Here is a 16,645-nt window from a genome sequence, read left to right as displayed (position 1 = left end):
CCAGACTTGCATGCATAACAACAAGAAAGGTAATTCTAGATGAATGCGATTTCTCGCCTCGCTACTGTCATTTCTCTTGCCTCATTGCTTCCAATCTCTGCATTCCCCCTCAGTGCACTTGCCGCCGATTCCAAAGGTTCGGTAGAAGTCGTTCACTGGTGGACATCCGGTGGCGAAAAAGCCGCTGTCGATGTGCTCAAGGCCCAAGTCGAAAAAGACGGTTTCACCTGGAAGGACGGCGCTGTTGCCGGTGGTGGCGGTGCGACTGCCATGACCGTGCTCAAGAGCCGCGCCGTTGCCGGTAACCCGCCGGGCGTAGCGCAGATCAAAGGCCCGGACATCCAGGAATGGGCGTCCACCGGCCTGCTCGACACCGACGTCTTGAAAGACGCCGCTAAATCCGAGAAGTGGGACAGTCTGCTCGACAAGAAAGTCTCCGATACCGTGAAGTACGAGGGTGACTACGTGGCCGTGCCGGTGAACATTCACCGCGTCAACTGGCTGTGGATCAACCCGGAAGTCTTCAAGAAAGCCGGGATCGAAAAAGCCCCGACCACCCTTGAAGAGTTCTACGCCGCTGGCGACAAACTCAAGAAAGCAGGCTTCATCGCCCTTGCCCACGGCGGCCAGCCTTGGCAGGACAGCACCGTGTTCGAAGCGGTGGTGCTTTCGGTCATGGGCGTCGACGGCTACAAGAAAGCCCTGGTCGATCTGGACAACGGCGCTCTGACCGGTCCTGAGATGGTCAAGGCCCTAACCGAACTGAAGAAAGTCGCGACCTACATGGACGTCGACGGCAAAGGCCAGGACTGGAACCTGGAAGCGGCCAAGGTCATCAACGGCAAGGCCGGCATGCAGATCATGGGTGACTGGGCCAAGAGCGAGTGGACAGCGGCCAAGAAAGTCGCTGGCAAGGACTACGAGTGCGTAGCCTTCCCGGGCACCGAAAAAGCGTTCACCTACAACATCGACTCCCTGGCTGTGTTCAAGCAGAAAGACCAGGGTACTGCAGCCGCTCAGCAGGACATTGCGAAAATCGTGCTGGGTGAAAACTTCCAGAAAGTCTTCAGCATCAACAAGGGCTCGATCCCGGTTCGAAACGACATGCTGAGCGACATGGGCAAGTACGGTTTCGACTCCTGCGCCCAGACCGCGGCCAAGGACTTCCTGGCGGACGCCAAGTCCGGCGGCCTGCAGCCGAGCATGGCGCACAACATGGCGACCACGCTGGCGGTACAGGGTGCGTTCTTTGATGTCGTGACCAACTTCATCAACGACCCGAAGGCCGATCCGGCCACGGCTGCCAAGCAACTCGGTACGGCCATCAAAGCTGCCAAGTAACCGTTAGAGCACCCCTCCCTGTGGGAACGGGCTTGCTCGCGAATGCGGACTGACATTCAACACAGATGTCGACTGACACACCGCCTTCGCGAGCAAGCCCGCTCCCACAAGGAGTGCGCTTGTAATCCTTTTTCTACGTACTGGATCTTCCCATGAGTTCTGTTGCTGTGTTCAGCAAGGCCTCGCCGTTCGATGCATTGCAGCGCTGGCTCCCGAAACTGGTGCTGGCGCCGAGCATGTTCATCGTACTGGTGGGCTTCTATGGCTACATCCTCTGGACGTTCGTGCTGTCGTTCACCAGTTCGACCTTTCTGCCGACTTACAAGTGGGCGGGTCTGGCGCAATACCAGCGGCTGTTCGACAACGACCGTTGGTGGGTGGCGAGCAAGAACCTCGCGGTGTTCGGTGGCATGTTTATCGGCATCACCCTGGTGATCGGTGTGCTGCTGGCGGTGTTTCTTGACCAGCGCATTCGTCGTGAAGGCTTCATTCGCACCATTTACCTGTACCCGATGGCGCTCTCGATGATCGTCACCGGCACGGCCTGGAAATGGCTGCTCAACCCGGGCATGGGCCTGGACAAATTGTTGCGTGACTGGGGCTGGGAAGGCTTTCGCCTGGACTGGCTGATTGATCCGGATCGCGTGGTGTATTGCCTGGTGATCGCTGCAGTCTGGCAAGCCTCGGGCTTCATCATGGCGATGTTCCTCGCCGGTCTGCGTGGCGTCGATCAATCGATCATCCGTGCCGCCCAGATCGATGGTGCGAGCATGCCGCGCATCTACCTCAAAGTGGTGCTGCCGAGCCTGCGCCCGGTGTTCTTCAGCGCCGTGATGATCCTCGCTCACATCGCGATCAAGAGTTTCGACCTGGTGGCGGCGATGACGGCCGGTGGCCCGGGTTACTCCTCCGACCTGCCTGCGATGTTCATGTATTCCTTCACGTTCAGTCGCGGCCAGATGGGCATGGGCTCGGCCAGTGCGATTCTGATGCTCGGTGCGATTCTCGCAATCATCGTGCCTTACCTGTACTCCGAGCTGAGGACCAAGCGTCATGACTAGTTTCGCTGCCAAACCTTCCATCAGCCTGAGTCGCATCGCGATCTACGGCGTGCTGATCCTGGCCGTATGCCTTTACCTGATACCGCTGGTGGTCATGCTGTTGACCAGTTTCAAGACGCCGGAAGACATCAACACCGGCAACCTGCTGAGCTGGCCGACGGTGGTCAGCGGCATTGGCTGGGTCAAGGCCTGGGCCACCGTCGACGGGTACTTCTGGAACTCGATCAAGATCACCGTCCCGGCGGTGCTGATCTCCACCGCCATCGGTGCGCTGAACGGTTATGTGCTGTCGATGTGGCGCTTTCGCGGCTCGCAGTTGTTCTTCGGCCTGCTGCTGTTCGGTTGCTTCCTGCCGTTCCAGACCGTCCTGCTGCCGGCCTCGTTCACCCTCGGCAAAATGGGCCTGGCCAGCACCACCACGGGCCTGGTGTTCGTGCACGTGGTCTACGGCCTGGCGTTCACCACGCTGTTTTTCCGCAACTACTACGTCAGCGTTCCCGATGCGCTGGTGAAGGCCGCACGGCTGGATGGCGCGGGTTTCTTCACCATCTTCCGGCTGATCATCCTGCCGATGTCCACCCCGATCATCATGGTCTGCCTGATCTGGCAGTTCACCCAGATCTGGAACGACTTCCTGTTCGGCGTGGTGTTCTCCAGCGGTGATTCGCAACCGATCACGGTGGCGCTGAACAACTTGGTCAACACCAGTACCGGGGCCAAGGAATACAACGTTGATATGGCGGCGGCGATGATCGCCGGGCTGCCGACCCTGCTGGTCTATGTGGTCGCAGGCAAGTATTTCGTGCGCGGGCTGACGGCCGGCGCAGTCAAGGGGTAATCATGGCAACGCTCGAACTTCGCAACGTAAACAAGACTTATGGCGCCGGCCTGCCGGACACCCTCAAGAATATCGAACTGTCGATCAAGGACGGTGAGTTCCTGATCCTGGTCGGTCCTTCGGGTTGCGGCAAATCGACCCTGATGAATTGCATCGCTGGCCTGGAAACCATTACCGGCGGCGCGATCATGATCGGTGATCAGGACGTCAGCGGCATGAGCCCCAAAGACCGTGACATCGCCATGGTGTTCCAGTCCTACGCGCTGTACCCGACCATGAGCGTGCGCGAGAACATCGCCTTCGGCTTGAAGATCCGCAAAATGCCGGCCGCCGATATCGAGGCGGAAGTGGCGCGGGTCGCCAAGCTGCTGCAGATCGAACACTTGCTCAATCGCAAGCCGGGCCAGCTCTCCGGTGGCCAGCAACAGCGCGTGGCGATGGGCCGTGCGTTGGCGCGGCGGCCGAAGATTTACCTGTTCGACGAACCGCTGTCCAACCTCGACGCCAAGCTGCGCGTCGAGATGCGCACCGAAATGAAACTGATGCACCAGCGCCTGAAAACCACCACGGTCTACGTGACCCACGACCAGATCGAAGCGATGACGCTGGGCGACAAGGTGGCGGTGATGAAGGACGGGATCATTCAGCAGTTCGGCACGCCGAAAGACATCTACAACAACCCGGCCAACCTGTTCGTGGCGAGCTTCATCGGTTCGCCGCCGATGAACTTCATCCCCCTGCGCTTGCAGCGCAAGGACGGTCGTCTGTTGGCGCTGCTCGACAGTGGTCAGGCGCGTTGCGAATTGCCGTTGGGCATGCAGGACGCAGGTCTGGAAGACCGCGAAGTGATCCTCGGCATGCGCCCGGAGCAGATCGTGCTGGCGGGCAGCGAGCCGAACGGTTTGCCGACCATTCGCGCCGAAGTCCAGGTCACCGAGCCGACCGGTCCCGACACACTGGTCTTCGTCAATCTCAACGACACCAAGGTCTGCTGCCGCCTGGCGCCGGACGTTGCGCCGGCCGTGGGCGAGACCCTGACCCTGCAATTCGATCCATCGAAAGTGTTGCTGTTCGATGCCAAGACCGGGGAGCGCCTGGGGGTGGCCGGCCTGCCAAAGACCGAAGTGCACAGTGCCAACGTGACCCAATTCAAAGGCCGATAGGAAATCAATGTAGGAGCGAGCCTTTGTGGCGAGGGGATTTATCCCCGTTGGACTGCGCAGCAGTCCCATTCTTTGGGGTACTTCGTACCCCAACGGGGATAAATCCCCTCGCCACAAAGAGCCGTTCCTGCAGGGGGATACCGCGGTGGATGGCCTGTCATTCGCCGCAACTGATGTAACCGCGTTAGATAAAAACAGTTAATAACAATAAAACGAGGATGTAGGGATGAAGAAGAACAACAACGCTCAGCTTATCTGCCAGTTGTCAGCGATTGCGGCAATGATGCTGGCCGGTAGTGTGCACGCGGCTGACGCGTTCAGCGCCGATTCCGAGTGGATGACCGGCGATTGGGGTGGCGAGCGGACCAAGCTGATCGAGCAGGGCATCGACATCAAGATGGACTATGTCGGTGAAGTGGGCGGCAACCTCCACGGCGGCTACAACAACGACAAGACGGCGCGTTACTCCGACCAGTTCGGCCTGGGCGTGGCGCTTGACCTGCAAAAGTTGTGGGGTTGGGATAACACCCAGGCGAAGATCCAGCTGACCAACCGTAACGGTGAAAACATCTCCAACGACCGCGTCGGCGATCCGCGTGCCGGCACCTTGAGTTCCTCCCAGGAAGTCTACGGTCGCGGCCATATGGTTCGTCTGACCCAGTTGTGGATCAAGCACCAGTTCCTCGACGGCAAACTGGACGTCAAGGCCGGTTACTTCGGCGAAGGCGAAGACTTCAATACCTTCCCGTGCGAGTTCCAGAACCTGGCGTTCTGCGGTTCCCAGGTGGGTAACTGGGCGACCAACATCTGGTACAACTGGCCCGTCAGCCAGGCCGCTATCCGCGTGAAGTACAACATCTCGCCTGAGTTCTATGCGCAGATCGGCGCGTACAACCAGAACCCGTCGCAACTGGAGCACGGTAACGGCTTCAAGCTCAGCGGCAGTGGCACCAAGGGCACCGTGTTGCCAGTCGAGCTGGTCTGGTTGCCTAACCCGAACAATCTGCCGGGTGAGTACCGTGTCGGTTACTACAAAAGCACGGCCAGCGCCGATGACGTTCGTGAAGACGACAATGGCAATGATGCGGCCACCAGCGGCAACGCTTACCGCAGCCACAGCAGCAAGTCCGGCTACTGGTTCGTGGCGCAGCAGCAGCTGACCGACCACAACGGTGACAAGAGCCGCGGCCTGACCGTTTCGGCCAACGCCACGTTCCACGACAAGGACACCAACATCGTCGACAACTATCAGTCGCTGATGTTTGTGTACAAGGGCCCGTTCGATGCACGTCCGAAAGATGACGTCGGTATCGGTTTCGCCCGTATCCATGTCAACGATGACGTGAAGAAAAACGCCGAGCTGGTCAATGCCTCCAATGGCGTCACCGAGTACGAAGATCCGCGTTTTGCACCGTTGCGTGACACTGAATACAACTACGAAATCAACTACGGCTTCCACGTTACCAACTGGCTGACCGTGCGTCCTAACCTGCAATACATCACTCACCCGGGCGGTGTGGATGACGTCGACAACGCGCTGGTGGCCGGCCTGAAAATTCAGTCGGTGTTCTGACGCTGTTGCGATAAGCTCCTCTCTATGTGCGCATTTTTGCGGACAGCCCAGGCTGTCCGCTTTTTTTTGTGTGGTATGCCAAGAACAACCGTGGCGAGGGGATTTATCCCCGTTGGCTGCGAAGCGCCCCCGAATCTGACACCGCGGTGTGCCAGGAACACCGTACGCAATGGTTTACGACTGCTTCGCAGCCGAACGGGGATAAATCCCCTCGCCACAGTGGTTCACTAGGCACAAGAGTATGAGTACACCCATGATTTTCAGGACCGTGACACATGCATGAGCATCCGCTACAACGCTTCTTCAAATCCTTGCGCGAACGTCCGGTGTTTGCGTGGGAGCGCTATCAGATGCGCGATGTGCTGGTGATCGATCATCCGCTGTGTCAGGCGGTGTTCAGTCGGCAGGGCGCGCAATTGCTGCACTTCCAGCCCAAAGGGCAGAAACCGTGGCTCTGGTGCGCGGCGAAGTGGCCGCACGTTGGCGCGATTCGTGGCGGCGTGCCGGTATGTTGGCCGTGGTACGGCCGGCATCCGAGTGAAAACGCATGGCCATCCCATGGCTGGGCGCGGTTGCTGGACTGGAAACTGCTCGACAGCAGCCATGACGAAGACGGCGTGCACCTGCATTGGCAACTGCAATTGTGTGATTGGCAAGTGGACCTGCATGCTCACCTTGGCGAACGCATGGAATTGCGCCTGAGCACCGAGCATCAGGACAGCCTGCCGTGCCAATTGAGTCAGGCGTTGCACGCTTACTGGCGTATTGGTGATGTTGGTGAGATAGCGCTGTCTGGGCTCGACGGTGCGCAAGGTTATGACCAGTTGAACCGCCAGGCTTGCCAACAGGAAGGCGAGTTACGGGTCGAGGGTGGTTGTCAGCGCGTGTTCCAGCATGACGGCGAATTGCAGCTCAAGGATCACGCCTGGCAGCGGGAGTTGTGCATTGATACCGGGGATGATGCGGACACGGTGGTCTGGCATCCCGGGTCACGGCCGCTATTGGGCGTCAGTTGGAACGAGATTTCCGAGTTTGTCTGTGTGGAAGCGGCGAGTGGCGGGACGGATAGCCTGAGCCTGGCGCCGGGGCAGAAGGCGCATTTGAGTTTGCAGGCGCGGGTTGGGGTTTAGCTCAGGATTTTGCGGTGTAGCGGCGGGCCTCATCGCGGGCAAGCCCGCTCCCACAGGTTCGGTGGCAGGCACAGGTTTTGTGTTCGACACGGACACTGTGGGAGCGGGCTTGCCCGCGATGAGGCCAGATCAGGCAATAAAGATATTAGCTAGTTGAACTCATCCCCAACCGGATACCGACTGGCATTCAAACTCTCTTTGATCTTGCGCAAATGCGGCTGGAAATCCACACCACGACGCAATGTCATGCCAGTCGCCAACACATCCAGCACCGTCAACTGAATGATCCGCGAGGTCATCGGCATATAGATGTCGGTGTCTTCCGGCAGCGGAATGTTCAGGCTCAGCGTACTGGCCTTGGCCAGCGGCGAACCTTCGGCTGTCAGCCCCAGCACCGAAGCGCCGTTTTCCCGGGCGATACGCGCCACTTCCACCAGTTCGCGGGTGCGGCCCGTGTAGGAAATGATCACGAACAACTCGCCGGTGTGGGCCACCGACGCGATCATGCGCTGCATCAGCACATCCGCATGGGCGGTGACGGCCAGGTTGAAGCGGAAGAACTTGTGTTGCGCATCCAGTGCCACCGGGGCCGAGGCGCCGAGACCGAAGAAGTGGATCTGCCGGGCCTGAATCAACAGGTCGACAGCGCGGCTGATCAGGTTCGGGTCGAGGGCCTGCAAGGCGCTGTCCAGCGACGCGATGGCGCTGCCGAAAATCTTCTTGGTATAGGCTTCCGGATTATCGTCGGCCTCGACCGCACGGCTGACATACGCCGCGCCACTGGCCAGGCTCTGGGCCAGCTGCAGTTTGAGTTCCGGGTAGCCGCTGACGCCGAACGAACGGCAGAAACGGTTCACCGTCGGCTCGCTGACCTTGGAGGCCTGGGCGAGGGCGGCGATGCTGAACCGGGTGGCCTGCTGTGGGTTGAGCAGGATCACTTCGGCGACTTTGCGTTCCGCCTTGTTCAGGTCTTCAAGGCGATTCTGGATCTGTTCCAGTAAATTTCGCACGCGGTCCATAAGATTTCCTAAGTTCGCCTACAAGAGTGCTCTGCAATGCAAATAAGGGTGTTGCTATGCAAATTGGGCCTTTGATGCGGCCCCAAGCGGTGGCCTATCCTACTGATGGCTCCGACCGACCACCACTCGGAATCTGTATTTTGCGAAAATGTTGTGGTTATTACTACATTTTCTCTTGAGCGATGCCTTGAAAAAAGGTATTTGTAGCTTAACTTGATAAAAGAACAAACATCATGCCTTCGATTACGGTTGAACCGTGCACCTTTGCCTTGTTCGGCGCCCTGGGCGATCTGGCCCTGCGCAAGCTGTTTCCTGCCCTCTATCAACTCGATGGCGCAGGCCTGTTGCACGAGGACTCGCGCATCATCGCGCTGGCCCGTGAGCCCGGCAGTGAGCAGGAGCATCTGGCGTTCATCGCTTCCGAGCTGCGCCGCTACGTCGGTGCCAAAGAGCTGGACGAAGCGGTGGTCGAACGCTTCCTGGCCCGTTTGAGCTATCTGCACGTCGACTTCCTCAAGCCCGAAGACTATGTGGCCCTGGCCGAAATGGCCGGCAGTGCCCAGCGAGTGATTGCCTATTTCGCCACGCCGGCCGCTGTTTACGGGGCGATCTGCGAGAACCTGGCGAAAGTCGGTCTGGCCGAAAACACCCGCGTGGTGCTGGAAAAACCCATCGGTTCCGACCTCGAGTCCTCGCGCAAGGTCAACGACGCCGTGGCGCAGTTCTTCCCGGAGAACCGCACCTACCGCATCGACCACTACCTGGGCAAAGAGACCGTCCAGAACCTGATCGCCCTGCGTTTTGCCAACAGTCTGTTCGAAACCCAGTGGAACCAGAACTACATCTCCCACGTGGAAATCACCGTGGCCGAGAAGGTCGGGATCGAAGGCCGCTGGGGCTACTTCGACAAGGCCGGCCAGCTGCGGGACATGATCCAGAATCACCTGCTGCAACTGCTCTGCCTGATCGCCATGGACCCGCCGGCCGACCTGTCCGCCGACAGCATCCGCGACGAGAAAGTCAAAGTGCTCAAGGCGCTGGCACCGATCAGCCCGGAAGGCCTGACCACCCAAGTGGTGCGCGGCCAGTACATCGCCGGTTACAGCGAAGGCAAGCCAGTGCCGGGCTATCTGGAAGAACCGAATTCCAACACCCAGAGCGACACCGAAACCTTCGTTGCCCTGCGTGCCGACATCCGCAACTGGCGTTGGGCCGGCGTGCCGTTTTACCTGCGTACCGGCAAGCGCATGCCGCAAAAGCTGTCGCAGATCGTCATCCACTTCAAGGAACCGTCGCACTACATCTTCGCCCCCGAGCAGCGCCTGCAAATCAGCAACAAGCTGATTATCCGCCTGCAACCGGACGAAGGTATTTCCTTGCGCGTGATGACCAAAGAGCAAGGCCTGGACAAGGGCATGCAGCTGCGCAGCGGTCCGTTGCAGCTGAATTTTTCCGACACCTGGCGCAGCGCACGGATTCCTGATGCCTACGAACGGTTGTTGCTGGAAGTGATGCGCGGCAATCAGAACCTGTTTGTCCGTAAAGATGAAATCGAAGCCGCGTGGAAGTGGTGTGACCAGTTGATCGCCGGGTGGAAAAAATCCGGTGATGCGCCCAAGCCGTATGCGGCCGGGTCCTGGGGACCGATGAGCTCCATTGCTCTGATCACGCGGGACGGGAGGTCGTGGTATGGCGATATCTGAATTGAAACTGCCTCAGGGCGTCAGCGCCCATGAGTTCAAGAGCCCGGTGTTGCTGGCCGATGGTCTGGCACTGAAGGTGGCCAAGCAACTGAGTGACGCTATCGACGCTCGCGGAGCCGCGACGCTGGTGGTGTCCGGTGGACGCAGCCCGGTGGCGTTTTTCCAGAATCTGGCCAAACAGAAACTCGACTGGTCCAAGGTCGTCGTGACCCTGGCTGATGAGCGTTGGGTGCCGGTGGAACACGCCGACAGCAACGCCGGTCTGCTCAAGCGTTACCTGTTGCAAGGCCCGGCGGCCAAGGCTCAATTCCTGAGCCTCTACAGCGCCAGCGCCAACCTGGAACAAGCGGCCGAGCAAGCCGACCGTCTGTTGGCAGAACTACCGCCGATTGACGTGCTGATCCTCGGCATGGGCGACGACGGCCACACCGCGTCGCTGTTCCCGAACAGCCCGAACCTGGCTGACGCCTTGAAAGCCGACGGCACACGCCGTTGCTACCCGATGCTGGCACCGACCGTGCCGCGTCAGCGCCTGACCATGAGTCGCGCGCTGCTGGCCTCGGCCAGACACACTGTTCTATCGATTTCCGGTCAGTCCAAGCTGACCACCCTGAGTGCCGCATTGGCCGGTGACGATGTCGCCGCCATGCCGATTCGCGCGTTTCTGCAACCTACGTTAGAGATTTACTGGTGCCCATGAGCCAAGGAACAGCCGCTATGACAACCCCATCCCCGACCGTTTCCATGGCGGACAAAGTTGCCCTGATCGACAGCCTCTGCGCCAAGGCGCGAATTCTGCCGGTGATCACCATCGCTCGCGAACAGGACGTGCTGCCGCTGGCCGACGCCCTCGCGGCCGGTGGCCTGACAGCCCTGGAAGTGACCCTGCGTTCGCAGTTCGGCCTCAAGGCCATCCAGATCCTGCGCGAGCAGCGTCCGGAACTGATGACCGGTGCCGGCACCGTGCTCGATCGCCACATGCTGGCCGCCGCTGAAGCCGCCGGTTCGCAGTTCATCGTCACGCCTGGCATCACCCGTGACCTGCTCGAAGCCAGCGTCGACAGCCCGATTCCGCTGTTGCCGGGCATCAGCAATGCCTCGGGCATCATGGAAGGCTATGGTCTGGGCTACCGCCGCTTCAAGCTGTTCCCGGCGGAAGTCAGCGGTGGCGTCGCCGCCATCAAGGCCCTGGGCGGTCCGTTCGGCGAAGTTAAATTCTGCCCGACCGGCGGCGTCAGCCCGGCCAACATCAAGAGCTACATGGCGTTGAAAAACGTCATGTGCGTGGGCGGTAGCTGGATGCTTGATCCGGAGTGGATCAAGAACGGCGACTGGGCCCGCATTCAGGAATGCACCGCCGAGGCCCTGGCACTGCTGGACTGATCTGCTTTTACCTGACACTTCGTTGTGTGTTCTACGGCTTTAACGGTGCGCTTGGTCGGTGCACCGTTTTTTTTTGCCCATCGAAAACTTCTGTAGGAGCGAAGCTTGCTCGCGAAAGCGGTGTGTCAGGCAACGTTGATATCGACTGACACGACGCCTTCGCGAGCAAGCTTCGCTCCTACGGGACATCACGCGATACATAGTTACCGCATCTCGCCGCTCCTTCGGCGTTAACCTGCGTTCATCTTATGGAAGAGAGAACGTCATGGACGACAACACCTCAGTAACCTCCGCACAACCGGCTTACCTGCTGTCACCCGAACAGATCGCCGGCCCGTACTTTCGAAACCCGAAACTGATCAGGCGAAACATCAGCGAAGGCCTGGACGGCATTCCTCTGGTGCTGAAACTGACCATTGTCGATGCGATGACCAGTCAGCCGGTCACCGGCGCCATCGTCGATATCTGGCATTGCAATGCGCGCGGTTCGTATTCGGGCTGGAGCAAGATCGATCCGGACAAGGAAGTCGACGACGGCGATATCGGCGCGATCCCGCGTACCGATGACGATACCTACCTGCGCGGCGGGCAGTTCACGGACCGGAAAGGCATCGTGCGCTTTACCACGATCTATCCGGGGTTCTATGCCGGCCGTGCGCTGCACATCCACGTGGCTGTCCGGGTCACCGCAGGCAACAACTACCTCGAAGAGCGCCATGTCGCCTGGGTCGGACAGCTGTACTTTCCCGAAGTGGCTTCGCGCTCGGTGCTCAACACCCGGCAATACAGTGGCCGAAGCGTCGCGCCACTGACCAACGATCAGGACGTTCTCTATGAAACCATGGGCGGTGAAGCCTCGACCCTGACCGTTCATACCCTCAGTCGAGACTCGAAGGAAGACGGTTTTTTCGGACACATGACCATCGGCATCGACACGTTCGCGGCGTCATCGCAAATCAAGCCAGAGGACTTCGACAAGTACACGGTGTGACGTCAGCTCAGTTCGTGCAGTGCGTTGCTCAACACGTCCATATGCGCTGCGGTGGTGGTCAGCCCCGGTGTGATTCGGATGCACGGGCCACTCGCTGCACCGCTGCGCGTCACGGTAAACAGGTTGAAGTCCTTGAGCAGCCGATCGGCCATCGCCTGCTGATCGGCGTGCCGGGTAAAGCGCATCGCCGTGATGCCGCAATACAGCCGAGGGTCATCCGGAGTCATGACTTCGATGCCTGGAAGCTCGCGTACGGCATTGACCCAGCGGTTGCGCAGGTAATTGAGCCGTGCACCCTTGGCGGCCGAACCGCCCATGGCCCGATGCTCCTCGAACACCAGCGGCAAGGTCAGCAACGCCGGGATGTTGGGGGTGCTGTACGGCGTGCGGGCGCGAATGTCGGTGACCGGAAAATGCATCTCGCCCATGTCCGGGTCGATGTCGGCCAGGCGCTCCGGAGCGATGTACATGAAGCCCAGGGTCAACGGCGCACCGATCCACTTGTGCAGGTTGAAACCGGCGAACGCGACACCGAGGTCATCGAGATTGAATTCGATCTGGCCCAGTGCATGGGCGCCATCGAGGATCACGTCGATCCCGTGTTCCCTGGCGGCAGCGACAATGGCCTTCACCGGCATCACCAGCCCGGTGCGGTGCGTGACGTGGGTCAGCGCCATCAGCTTGAGCTTTGGATAACGTGCGAAGGTCTCGCGATAAGTGGCCAGCAAACTGTCGTAACTGGCGGGGTGCGTGTGATCGATCTCGATGACTTCAGCACCGCGATGACGCGCGAGCCAGCGCATGGCGCCTTTGACCGTGTCGTACTCCAGATCGCAGATCAGCACCTGATCGCCCGGCTGCAGCAGATTGTAATTGCGGATCAGCGATTGCAGACCGTCCGACGCGTTGCGGGTGAAGGCAACGGATTCTGCCGTCACGCCCATCAGGTCGGCGAGCTGGGCCAGGATCGCAAGGTTTTCGCCCTGTTCGAAGCGCTGGCGCACGTGTACCGAGTTACTGCGGTTGATGAGTTCGATGTTGCGCTGGTATTCCTCGATCACCGTGCGCGACATGCGTCCGAAATAACCGTTCTCGAGGTTTATCGGGCCGGGTTCGACGGCATAGCGGTCGGCAAAGGTCTGCCAAAACATTTCATCACGGGCGCGGCGGGTGTTATCGGGCATGGGGACGACTCAGTGGCGAGGGGCGGGTTTGCCGTGTTTGGCGCGCAGTGGTTCAAGCAACTCCGACAAGCCGTTGTGATCGATTTCCTGCATCAGGGCCAGCAATCCGCCCAGTTCGCCATGGGGGAAACCTTCCCGGGCGAACCAGTTCAGGTATTGGCCGGGCAGGTCGGCAATGATGCGGCCCTTGTATTTGCCGAAGGGCATTTCACGGGTGATCAGCAGTTCGAGTTTTTCAGGGTTCATCGATCAGTCGTCTTGATTCAGTCAGTCTGGAAAATACAGGCATTCTGCATGCAGGCCAATTGACAGATCATGCAAATAACGCGGATACAGATTTCCGAGTAAAAGTTAACTAGTTGAAATATAAGAAATAAATGATCAATTCAAAGCTGGCATGCAGGGTGCAATAGCTATTGCATCTTTCATCAACCCGTGAGGAATTGAAAATGACCGACATGAATAAAGAAGCGATTTCTGTACTCAACGACCTGATTGAAACCAGTAAAGACGGTCAGGAAGGGTTCAAGACTTGCGCTGAAGACATCAAGCACCCAGAACTGAAAACGCTGTTCATCCAGCGCTCCGCCGACTGCGCCACTGCGGCGTCGGAACTGCAAGCGGCCGTGCGTTCGATGGGTGGCGATCCGGAAACTTCCACCAGCGTCAGCGGTGATCTGCACCGCCGCTGGGTCGACGTGAAAGCCATGTTCACCGGCAAGGATGAAGAAGCCGTGCTGAACGAAGCCGAACGCGGTGAAGACCATGCGCTGAAGGCTTACAAAGAAGCCATCGAAAAAATCAACAAGCACAACCTGGTGGGCATTCGTGATCTGGTTGAACGTCAGTACCACGGCGTGCAACGCAATCACGATCAGGTGAAAGCCCTGCGTAACCAGGCTCGCGCACGCTCGTAAGCGCGCAAAGCCTGTCAGAAACGCCAGCCAGTCTGGCGTTTTTTTGTGCCCGGCTTTTAGCGCTGGACGATAGATAGATAGCCAGCTAATAATTTGATTTCAAGTCACTTCGGTGAACCCGACTATCGTTAAATCGTCCTTTGAAGAGTGCTTTACGTGCCTATCACTTTGCAGGCTTTGTTTGCGCCCGACCGCCGTGCCCTGCAGTTCGCGATCAAGACCCTGCTCGGCGGCGGCCTCGCGCTGTGGCTGGCATTGCGCTGGGGGCTGGAGCAACCGGCCTGGGCGTTGATGACGGCGTTCATCGTCGCCCAGCCGTTGTCCGGGATGGTGGTGCAAAAGGGTCTGGCGCGGCTGTTGGGGACGCTGATCGGAACGATCATGTCGGTGGTGTTCATGGGCCTGTTCGCGCAGACGCCGTGGTTGTTTCTTCTGGCATTGGCGTTGTGGCTCGGGCTGTGTACGGCGAGTTCGACCTTGCTGCGCAGCGCCTGGTCCTATTCGTTCGTGCTGGCCGGTTACACGGTCGCAATCATCGCGTTGCCGGCCATTACCCATCCGTTGACGGTGTTCGATCAAGCCGTGGCTCGCTGTACGGAAATCTGCCTGGGCATTCTCTGCGCCACCGCCGCCAGTGCGTTGCTGTGGCCAATGCGGGTGGAACGGCAACTGGCGGATCAGGCGCGAGCCGCGTGGCAGAGTGGGATGAATGCCGCGCGCGCGACGTTGGCCGGCGACGGTCAGGCGCGCAAAGGGCTGCTGGAAATCCTCGGCCGGATCGTCGCGGTGGATGCCCAGCGCGAGCACGCCTGGTTCGAAGGCGGACTCGGTCGGCAACGTGCGCGGGCCATCAGCGGACTGAGCCAGAAACTGTTGATGCTGCTGCGCATCGCCCGTTCGGTGCGCCGTCAGTGGAAGCAGTTGGAACCCCAGGAAGCCGAACAGTTGAGGCCGTGGATGACCGAGGTTCAGGAAGCGCTCGCCAGCCCGGACAATTCGACGCTGCAAGCCTTGCGACCGCGCTTGCTCGATGCATCCCATGACCCGCAGATCAGTTCCGCGCAGAGTTACTGCCTGGTCCGTTTCACTTTGCTGATGGACACCGCGATGGCAGCGAACGCGGCATTGAATGCGGTGGAGGAGGGCAAGGAAACCGTGGACCCGCCGCGCACCCTGACGCCGCACCGCGACCTGTCATTGGCACTGGTCTTTGGCGCGCGCAGTGCGTTGGCGTTTCTGGTGGTGTCGTGTTTCTGGCTGGCGACGGCCTGGCCCGCCGCATCAGGCGCCTTGGTGCTGACCTGCGTGGTGTGCAGCCTGTTCGCCAGTCGCGAGAACGGCGCGCAGATCGGCATGAGTTTTATGCGCGGAATTTTTCTGGCGATCCCCTCGGCATTCATCGTCGGGCAGATTCTGCTGCCGCAATGGAGCAGTTTCGAATTGCTTTGCATGGGCATGGGCGTGCCGTTGTTTCTGGGCGCGCTGGGCATGGCCAAACCGCAGATCGGCGCCACGGCGACGTCGTTCTGTCTGCACTTCATCGTATTGGTGTCGCCACTGAACGCGATGAAGTTCGATGTCGCAACGTTCTTCAACAGCGCTCAAGCCATGGTGGTGGGCGTCGGCGCGGCGGTGTTGGCGTTTCACTTGCTGATCCTGCGCAACCCGGCCTGGCACGGGCGACGTCTGCTCGCGGCGACCCTCGACGATCTGGTGCGTTTGACCCGGCGCAATTTACCTGGCGCCGAAAGCTGGTTTGGCGGGCGCATGGCCGACCGTTTGTTGCAACTGGCGCGGCACTATCCGGAACTGCCGGAGCCGGCGCGCAGTCGCTGGGATGATGGCTTGCTCGGTCTGGACATCGGCGACGAACTGCTGCATTTGCGCTTGAGCCTGGCGGTGGCGCAAGTGCCGGTCAGTGCTCCGCAGTGGCGCTATCTCGAGGCACTGGAAAAAGTCCTCGAACATGGCCCGAGCGGTCGCTGTGCCGATGCCCTGGAACAACCCAGCGAAGCATTCTTGAACACCTTGTACGCGCTGCCGCCCAGCGATGCCGTGAAACTGGCCCAGGGCGCTGTGCTGCAATTGCAGAACAGCTGGCGCGCGTGGTGCCGTCAACAGGAGCAAAGCCATGGGCTTGCGTGAATGGTCGGTGGGCGGCGTGCTGCTCAGCCCGTTTCTGATTTATGTGCTGCTGGCGCTGCTCGTCACCGGGGGCTTGCGCCTGTTGTTGCGCCTGACCCCGGTCGGCCGCTGGATCTGGCACGAAGCGTTATTCGATTGCGCCTTGTACGTCTGTGTATTGACCCTGATCACCGTCGTCCTCGGACCTTTATAAGGAG

Annotated in this window: 16 protein-coding genes; 13 read left to right on the top strand and 3 right to left on the bottom strand. The window is 59.7% G+C overall.

The features are described from left to right. The first annotated feature begins 39 nt into the window (after positions 1 to 39). The 6 genes from J2Y86_RS11330 (at position 40) to J2Y86_RS11305 (ending at position 7,106) form a co-directional block, all read left to right on the top strand. Positions 40 to 1,341, top strand: a complete 1,302-nt coding sequence (locus tag J2Y86_RS11330) for an ABC transporter substrate-binding protein (RefSeq protein ID WP_253431077.1) — start codon at positions 40 to 42, stop codon at positions 1,339 to 1,341. A gap of 152 nt (positions 1,342 to 1,493) precedes the next feature. Then, on the top strand, positions 1,494 to 2,402 hold the full coding sequence (locus tag J2Y86_RS11325) for a carbohydrate ABC transporter permease (protein ID WP_017340433.1): 909 nt from the start codon (positions 1,494 to 1,496) through the stop codon (positions 2,400 to 2,402). Further along, the gene (locus J2Y86_RS11320; RefSeq protein WP_253431074.1) at positions 2,395 to 3,240 is read left to right on the top strand and encodes a carbohydrate ABC transporter permease; all 846 of its coding nucleotides are present in this window, start codon (positions 2,395 to 2,397) and stop codon (positions 3,238 to 3,240) included. Before J2Y86_RS11325 ends, J2Y86_RS11320 begins: the two co-directional genes overlap by 8 nt. Positions 3,241 to 3,242: 2 nt before the next feature. Continuing rightward, complete coding sequence (locus J2Y86_RS11315; protein WP_253431071.1) at positions 3,243 to 4,403, top strand: ABC transporter ATP-binding protein; 1,161 nt, start codon at positions 3,243 to 3,245, stop codon at positions 4,401 to 4,403. Positions 4,404 to 4,629: 226 nt separating this feature from the next. Further along, positions 4,630 to 5,976, top strand: a complete 1,347-nt coding sequence (locus J2Y86_RS11310) for a carbohydrate porin (protein WP_253431068.1) — start codon at positions 4,630 to 4,632, stop codon at positions 5,974 to 5,976. Positions 5,977 to 6,251: 275 nt separating this feature from the next. Next, complete coding sequence (locus tag J2Y86_RS11305; protein ID WP_253431065.1) at positions 6,252 to 7,106, top strand: D-hexose-6-phosphate mutarotase; 855 nt, start codon at positions 6,252 to 6,254, stop codon at positions 7,104 to 7,106. Between the two features lie 149 nt (positions 7,107 to 7,255). On the opposite strand, the gene J2Y86_RS11300 is transcribed toward J2Y86_RS11305, so the two are convergent. Further along, positions 7,256 to 8,116, bottom strand: a complete 861-nt coding sequence (locus J2Y86_RS11300) for a MurR/RpiR family transcriptional regulator (RefSeq protein ID WP_175649041.1) — start codon at positions 8,114 to 8,116, stop codon at positions 7,256 to 7,258. A 242-nt stretch (positions 8,117 to 8,358) separates the two neighbouring features. Between J2Y86_RS11300 and zwf the strand changes: the two genes are divergently transcribed. The 4 genes from zwf (at position 8,359) to J2Y86_RS11280 (ending at position 12,202) form a co-directional block, all read left to right on the top strand. Continuing rightward, on the top strand, positions 8,359 to 9,828 hold the full coding sequence (gene zwf / locus J2Y86_RS11295; protein WP_253431062.1) for a glucose-6-phosphate dehydrogenase: 1,470 nt from the start codon (positions 8,359 to 8,361) through the stop codon (positions 9,826 to 9,828). Further along, a complete protein-coding gene (gene pgl, locus J2Y86_RS11290) occupies positions 9,815 to 10,528 on the top strand; it encodes a 6-phosphogluconolactonase (protein WP_253431059.1) in 714 nt (237 codons plus the stop codon). The genes zwf and pgl overlap by 14 nt, the downstream gene beginning before the upstream one ends. A 17-nt stretch (positions 10,529 to 10,545) precedes the next feature. Then, complete coding sequence (locus J2Y86_RS11285) at positions 10,546 to 11,211, top strand: bifunctional 4-hydroxy-2-oxoglutarate aldolase/2-dehydro-3-deoxy-phosphogluconate aldolase (protein ID WP_253431056.1); 666 nt, start codon at positions 10,546 to 10,548, stop codon at positions 11,209 to 11,211. Between the two features lie 265 nt (positions 11,212 to 11,476). Continuing rightward, the gene (locus J2Y86_RS11280; RefSeq protein WP_253431053.1) at positions 11,477 to 12,202 is read left to right on the top strand and encodes an intradiol ring-cleavage dioxygenase; all 726 of its coding nucleotides are present in this window, start codon (positions 11,477 to 11,479) and stop codon (positions 12,200 to 12,202) included. Between the two features lie 2 nt (positions 12,203 to 12,204). On the opposite strand, the gene J2Y86_RS11275 is transcribed toward J2Y86_RS11280, so the two are convergent. Further along, positions 12,205 to 13,386: an aminotransferase class V-fold PLP-dependent enzyme gene (locus tag J2Y86_RS11275; protein ID WP_253431051.1), complete on the bottom strand. Its 1,182-nt coding sequence runs from the start codon at positions 13,384 to 13,386 to the stop codon at positions 12,205 to 12,207. Between the two features lie 9 nt (positions 13,387 to 13,395). Beyond that, complete coding sequence (locus J2Y86_RS11270; protein ID WP_007949456.1) at positions 13,396 to 13,632, bottom strand: DUF3820 family protein; 237 nt, start codon at positions 13,630 to 13,632, stop codon at positions 13,396 to 13,398. A 203-nt stretch (positions 13,633 to 13,835) separates the two neighbouring features. Here J2Y86_RS11270 and J2Y86_RS11265 point away from each other — a divergent pair, with 203 nt between their 5' ends. The 3 genes from J2Y86_RS11265 (at position 13,836) to J2Y86_RS11255 (ending at position 16,641) form a co-directional block, all read left to right on the top strand. After that, a complete protein-coding gene (locus tag J2Y86_RS11265) occupies positions 13,836 to 14,303 on the top strand; it encodes a ferritin-like domain-containing protein (RefSeq protein WP_017340421.1) in 468 nt (155 codons plus the stop codon). Between the two features lie 156 nt (positions 14,304 to 14,459). Beyond that, the gene (locus J2Y86_RS11260) at positions 14,460 to 16,448 is read left to right on the top strand and encodes an FUSC family protein (RefSeq protein WP_253431048.1); all 1,989 of its coding nucleotides are present in this window, start codon (positions 14,460 to 14,462) and stop codon (positions 16,446 to 16,448) included. Beyond that, a complete protein-coding gene (locus J2Y86_RS11255; protein WP_064679344.1) occupies positions 16,435 to 16,641 on the top strand; it encodes a DUF1656 domain-containing protein in 207 nt (68 codons plus the stop codon). Before J2Y86_RS11260 ends, J2Y86_RS11255 begins: the two co-directional genes overlap by 14 nt. Positions 16,642 to 16,645: the final 4 nt, after the last annotated feature.

This window comes from Pseudomonas migulae (assembly GCF_024169315.1).
Lineage (GTDB): Bacteria > Pseudomonadota > Gammaproteobacteria > Pseudomonadales > Pseudomonadaceae > Aquipseudomonas > Aquipseudomonas migulae_B.
The sequence above is the reverse complement of the archived record's forward strand: the minus strand, read 5'-3'. Positions and strand labels throughout refer to the sequence as shown.